The organism is Gilliamella sp. CG16 (assembly GCF_046635785.1).
Classification (GTDB): domain Bacteria; phylum Pseudomonadota; class Gammaproteobacteria; order Enterobacterales; family Orbaceae; genus Gilliamella; species Gilliamella apicola_I.
In genome coordinates this window covers 1-6130 of the sequence record NZ_JBIDFL010000019.1, presented here as the reverse complement: position 1 = coordinate 6130, position 6130 = coordinate 1, and the positions used below count along the sequence as shown (strand labels likewise).

The window sequence follows — 6130 nt, the reverse complement described above, 5'->3', positions numbered from 1 at the left end:
ATAAATTTGTCTAAATGAGCTTTCATGACTATTTCCATTCATACTTTTTATTATGCAAATTGTACTATCTAAACTTTCATTATCGGTACAAAGCTTTTCTTATTATTTTAAAATAAAATTAACATTTATTTAACTATATTTTTTAAATAACTTAGATTAATAATCAGTTTAATGATTAAAATAGCGTTTTTTTTGATTGTATTTACAATACCATTACCTATAATCCAATCGTTAAATTGTACAATTTGAAGAAAAAGCCCGATTTACTCCTGCTATCCTGATTGTTTTGCTTTCCGTTTTTTAAACTAACGTGAGGGTTATTCGACCGGATACACGGTTTTTGTTAGTTCATACTCTTGTTCTATCTGGGCTAGCTCTTCTTTTGAGCCCGCTTTCGATGCTTTGTCTAACCCTTCAATTTGCCTCGAGGTGATTTTTAACTTCGGTTTTAATTGCATAAAGGTTTTGGCATCCCAAGGTTTATAATCAACGTATTCTAAACCTTCTTGGTCTATGGGGTTATCGATGTCCGATCCCATAAAATGACAGATCCAATGCCAATCCATCGTAAAACAATCCGTTTCACGGATATAAATATATTCAATCACTTTATAACTATTGGGCTCACAAGCAACCCCAACTAACGTATAACTTTCAAAGCTACCGCCTTTTACATTGACCACTGTCGAACCTAGTAATACACCATGAAAGTTTTTCCAATCATAAACTTTTATATGAAATTTGTTTAAATCTTTAAAGACTCTTCTCGGTGACCATGCTTTAAACATCCATTTCATTGCCACCGCTTCGTAAAGGTAAACCTTGCCCGTTTTTCGATTAAAACGAATTGGATTACTTACGGGGGAATAATGACCAAAAAGAAGAGTAATGAGAGTGAAATAAAGTACCAGACCTAATCCAATAAATGTAAAAAACAACATTATAATCACAAATAAATCAATTCTATTTTGATTTAAACTAAAAAAAAGGCAAAAATAAGAGAAATTTCGATACTTCCAAAGAAAAAAAATAAAATACAGGGTCCGATAATTTTTCGTTTACGATAGATTTCAAGGTAATTATCCGTTGCACATGCAATATAATTAGCACGACGTTTAATCCCTGGCCCACCGCCTTTAGATAAATCACTTTTCCAACAACCAATTGGTGGTTTATAACATGATGGCATTTTTTACTCCTGCTATCCTGATTGTTTTGCTTTCCGTTTTTTAAACTAACGTGAAGATTATTCAACCGGATACACGGTTTTTGTTAGTTCATACTCTTGTTCTATCTGGGCTAGCTCTTCTTTTGAGCCCGCTTTCGATGCCTTGTCTAATCCTTCAATTTGTTTCGAGGTGATTTTTAACTGCGGTTTGACTTGCATAAAGGTTTTGGCATCCCAAGGTTTATAATCAACGTATTCTAAGCCTGCTTGGTCTATGGGGTTATCGATGTCCGATTCCATAAAATGACAGATCCAATCCCAGTCCTCCGCAAAACAATTTGTTTTTCGAATATAAATATATTCAATCAATTTATAGCTATTAGGCTCACAAACAGCCCCAATTAAAGCATAATCTTCAAAGCTACCGCCTTTTACATTGACCACTGTCGAACCTTGTAATACGCCATAAAAGTTTTCCCAATCATAAACTTTTATATGAAATTTGTTTAAATCTTTAAAGGCTCTTCTCGGTGGCCATGCTTTAAACATCCATTTCATTGCCACCGCTTCGTAAAGGTAAACTTTGCCTGTTTTTCGATTAAAACGAATTGGATTACTTACGGGGGCATAGTGACCAAAAAGCAAATTAAAAAAAACTAAATAAAGAAACAAACCTAACCCAATAGATGAAACAAAAGCCACTGTAGCCGCAGCCAATACATCCAATGAATAAAAAAACACCCAAATAAGCAGAATTTCTACACTACCAAATAAAAAAATCCAATATAAGGTCCGATAATTTTTCGTTTACGATAGATTTCAAGGTAATTATCCGTTGCACATGCAATATAATTAGCATGACGTTTAACCGGCCCCCCCCCTTTAGATAAATCACTTTTCCAACAAACAATTTGTGGTTTGTAACGTGATGGCATTTTTTACTCCTGCTATCCTGATTGTTTTGCTTTCCGTTTTTTAAGCTAATGTTAGGATTATTCGACCGGATATACGGTTTTTGTTAGTTCATACTCTTGTTCTATTTGAGCTAGCTCTTCTTTTGAGCCCGCTTTCGATGCTTTGTCTAACCCTTCAATTTGTCTCGAGGTGATTTTTAACTTCGGTTTGACTTGCATAAAGGTTTTGGCATCCCAAGGTTTATAATCAACGTATTCTAAACCTGCTTGGTCTAAGGGTTTATCTGTGTTCCTTCCCATAAAATGACAGATCCAATGCCAATCCATCGTAAAACAATCCGTTTCACGGATATAAATATATTCAATCACTTTATAACTATTAGGCTCACAAGCAGCCCCAACTAACGTATAACTTTCAAAGCTACCACCTTTTACATTGACCACTGTCGAACCTTGTAATACACCATGAAAGTTTTTCCAATCATAAACTTTTATATGAAATTTGTTCAAATCTTTAAAGGCTCTTCTCGGTGGCCATGTATTAAACATCCATTTCATTGCCACCGCTTCGTAAAGGTAAACCTTGCCTGTTTTTCGATTAAAACGAATTGGTTTACTTACGGGGGAATAATGACCAAAAAGAAGAGTAAAGAGAGTGAAATAAAGTACCAGACCTAATCCAATAAATGTAAAAAACAACATTATAATCACAAATAAATCAATTCTATTTTGATTTAAACTAAAAAAAAAGGCAAAAATAATCAAAATTTCTCCACCTCCAAATAAAAAAAATAAAATACCGGGTCCGATAATTTTTCGTTTACGATAGATTTCAAGGTAATTATCCGTTGCACATGCAATATAATTAGCACGACGTTTATTTCCTGGTCCGCCCCCGTCAGATAAATCACTTTTCCAACAACCAATTGGTGGTTTATAACATGATGGCATTTTTTACTCCTGCTATCCTGATTGTTTTGCTTTCCGTTTTTTAAGCTAATGTTAGGATTATTCGACCGGATATACGGTTTTTGTTAGTTCATACTCTTGTTCTATTTGAGCTAGCTCTTCTTTTGAGCCCGCTTTCGATGCTTTGTCTAACCCTTCAATTTGTCTCGAGGTGATTTTTAACTTCGGTTTGACTTGCATAAAGGTTTTGGCATCCCAAGGTTTATAATCAACGTATTCTAAGCCAGCTTGGTCTATGGGGTTATCGATGTCCGATTCCATAAAATTACAGATCCAATCCCAGTCCTCCGCAAAACAATTTGTTTTTCGAATATAAATATATTCAATCAATTTATAGCTATTAGGCTCACACACAGCCCCAATTAAAGCATAATCTTCAAAGCTACCGCCTTTTACATTGACCACTGTCGAACCTTGTAATACGCCATAAAAGTTTTCCCAATCATAAACTTTTATATGAAATTTGTTTAAATCTTTAAAGGCTCTTCTCGGTGGCCATGCTTTAAACATCCATTTCATTGCCACCGCTTCGTAAAGGTAAACCTTGCCTGTTTTTCGATTAAAACGAATTGGATTACTTACGGGGGCATAGTGACCAAAAAGAAGAGTGAAAAAAGTTAAATAAACAACCAGACCTCCTCCTAAAGATGCAATAAATGACAATATCACGGCAAGCCAAGGAATATTATTCTGATTTAAACAAACAAAAAAAGCCAAAATAACCGAAATTTCTCCACCTCCCAATAAAAAAAATCCAATATAAGGTCCGATAATTTTTCGTTTACGATAGATTTCAAGGTAATTATCCGTCGCACATGCAACATAATTAGCATGACGTTTAACCAACCCCCCCCCTTTAGATAAATCACTTTTCCAACAAACAATTTGTGGTTTGTAACGTGATGGCATTTTTTACTCCTTATAATGTTTTTATTTCTAATTTGCCAAGATCACCTTCAAATTCATAAGATAGATGAAGAGGTTGTGCATATTCGATTTTATCACCGTTAATCATATTAGGTTTTTGATAATTCAGCTCTACCGCAAATATTACCTTTTCGATATATTCCGCATTGACTTCAGCCAATTTATAATTTATCACCAGATTGGTTTGGGTAGCTTCCACCACTTTCATTGTTTTATCGCTATTATCTATTTCGACCTCTTCGGATTGATATTTATAATATTTTCCTTTATCAAGCGGAAGACCAATCAGTTGTCTGCCATTTTTTGTATCCATATCCATTGTATTTTCAATAATCTTAGGTTCAAGTAGACATGTTTCGGTATTATGATTAAGTTCTAGTTTTGCTTTTTTATTATCATCCGCCTTATCCTTTATGGTGAGAATAAATTGTAATTTATCATTTTGTTTATCAAAGCCGTGTATGGTTATGTTAAGATAAAGTGGTGGATAGACATTACCCTTCAAAGCATCTACAAAGGTTACCTCTTTCTCTGAATACCCAAATTTTAGCTGGGGTGACATGCCCGAAGTTAAATACGCAAAATCATTTAGTGCGGTTTGTAATCCTTTGGATGTCATTGGGTATCGACACTTATCAACCCCAAACCCACAACGCGCAAACCAACGCTCTAACTTGGTTCGTTCAAAAAAAGAGGCAATATAGATGATAATAATACCGGCAACTGCAACGATAACTCCAACTATCGGTACCAGTGTAGCCGATAACCCTAACGTGATGATTTTTAGGGATAATGCCGCGCCGATTGCTACAGTAAATCCTCCAATTATTTTTAGCGTGCCAGCTGCTATTTCTCCTTCCCTGAACATCAAATTAAACCCTTTAAATACTTCCATCGCACCATCAACTATTGTTAATAGACCAAGTGCTTTACCAGCAATATTGAGCAAATTATTGGTGATATTGAAAAAGTTTTTTATGCCGTTAGCTCTTTGCAAACTTTGTGTGATGAGTCGACTTTCGCCGTGCGGAAAACGGGTTAAAAAATTGCTGACCCTTAATGCCGTTTTAGCGGTTGCCATTTTAACAATATGCCCGATCACTTCGGTCGTCATGCCACACAGCGCAATGTAACCAGAACAGACATCATAAGCCAGAAAAGCTCGTGCTATTGGGTCGGTTTCGGATTGAAGTTGTTTTCGGTTCTCTTCTAATCCTTTCAGGGTGAACCCCAACATCACCACATTTAAAAAACATTTGGCTAAACCATTCACTTTAATTTTCTGGTTTTCTGTTGGAACATGGTGCAGCTTTTTATTTTTAACTTCTTTTAATGATGATTGTTGTAATTCATCTCCATTTGCCATTACCGAAATGTCAACATCCTGAGGAACGCGCGCGACAAATCGTCGAAATTTTTGGATAGGTAAAATATCTTCATTTGCCAGCTTTTTAAAATCATCCAGTAATTTTTGCGGTACCCGTGCATTTTCTGTCACCATGCTCACGTCAAGCGTCACGGTTTTTTGTTTTAACACATCGTATTCAGCCCGGGTAAAATTTCGGGATTTGCCATTCAAATCCATAATATAAAATTTTGAATCGGCCTTATTAAAATAAAGGTTATCGCCCGTTGCTGTTTTTAAGTTGGTTTTAAAATCAACCCCACCGGTGACCGATATTTTACCAATTTTTTCAAAAACTTCGGCAATATGGGGGATGCGGATTTTTAACTTAACTTCGGTTACTTTTCCATCGGCTATTTTTGTCGCCAATTTTTTTAAACGATCGCTTATCACGGTTTCGTTCAGCAATACCCTGCTATTGCGGTATTCGGTGGCAATGCCTGAAATGACATCCGTTGGCAACGATAAAAGGTAATTACGAATAACATAAGCTAACATGATATCCCCGTCGCTGGCATCGATATCTGCCCCAAAAATGTTATTCATGCTGTCAGCTAACACTTTATTAAAATCACCACCGGCTGATGCCGTACTGATTGAGGTGGATGTGGCGGAAGAACTATTATTTTCTGCCGTGTCACTGTCGTTTTGACCAAATAAATCCTTATCATCACCTGCCAGAACTTGATAGTAGTAGCTGTCCGGGTCTGAACAGAGTTCATCTTGTAAGGCTTTCACATCATCAGT

General features: G+C 35.9%; 7 protein-coding genes. All 7 read right to left on the bottom strand.

Translation table 11 applies throughout. The features are described from left to right. Nucleotides 1-317: 317 nt before the first annotated feature. Entirely contained in the window at nt 318-941 is a 624-nt protein-coding gene (locus ACGH47_RS11280; RefSeq protein WP_411623471.1) for a DUF6708 domain-containing protein, read from the bottom strand. Between the two features lie 32 nt (nt 942-973). Next, complete coding sequence (locus ACGH47_RS11275; protein ID WP_411623470.1) at nt 974-1189, bottom strand: hypothetical protein; 216 nt, start codon at nt 1187-1189, stop codon at nt 974-976. A 57-nt stretch (nt 1190-1246) separates the two neighbouring features. Continuing rightward, complete coding sequence (locus ACGH47_RS11270; RefSeq protein WP_411623469.1) at nt 1247-1909, bottom strand: DUF6708 domain-containing protein; 663 nt, start codon at nt 1907-1909, stop codon at nt 1247-1249. Between the two features lie 17 nt (nt 1910-1926). Continuing rightward, the gene (locus ACGH47_RS11265) at nt 1927-2103 is read right to left on the bottom strand and encodes a hypothetical protein (protein WP_411623468.1); all 177 of its coding nucleotides are present in this window, start codon (nt 2101-2103) and stop codon (nt 1927-1929) included. Nucleotides 2104-2160: 57 nt separating this feature from the next. Continuing rightward, nucleotides 2161-3033 (bottom strand): DUF6708 domain-containing protein, encoded by an 873-nt coding sequence (locus ACGH47_RS11260; protein WP_411623467.1) that lies wholly within the window; start codon nt 3031-3033, stop codon nt 2161-2163. Nucleotides 3034-3090: 57 nt separating this feature from the next. Further along, nucleotides 3091-3960, bottom strand: coding sequence for a DUF6708 domain-containing protein (locus ACGH47_RS11255; protein WP_267385922.1), 870 nt, complete (start codon nt 3958-3960; stop codon nt 3091-3093). A 10-nt stretch (nt 3961-3970) separates the two neighbouring features. Next, nucleotides 3971-6130, bottom strand: a 2160-nt coding sequence (locus tag ACGH47_RS11250; protein WP_411623466.1) for a hypothetical protein, incomplete at its 5' end; no start/stop codon positions are given.

Bases quoted from the DNA above. Each gene is read 5' to 3' on its own strand.
- ACGH47_RS11280 (WP_411623471.1), bottom strand. From the start codon at position 941: ATGTTGTTTTTTACATTTATTGGATTAGGTCTGGTACTTTATTTCACT.
- ACGH47_RS11275 (WP_411623470.1), bottom strand. From the start codon at position 1,189: ATGCCATCATGTTATAAACCACCAATTGGTTGTTGGAAAAGTGATTTA.
- ACGH47_RS11265 (WP_411623468.1), bottom strand. From the start codon at position 2,103: ATGCCATCACGTTACAAACCACAAATTGTTTGTTGGAAAAGTGATTTA.
- ACGH47_RS11260 (WP_411623467.1), bottom strand. From the start codon at position 3,033: ATGCCATCATGTTATAAACCACCAATTGGTTGTTGGAAAAGTGATTTA.
- ACGH47_RS11255 (WP_267385922.1), bottom strand. From the start codon at position 3,960: ATGCCATCACGTTACAAACCACAAATTGTTTGTTGGAAAAGTGATTTA.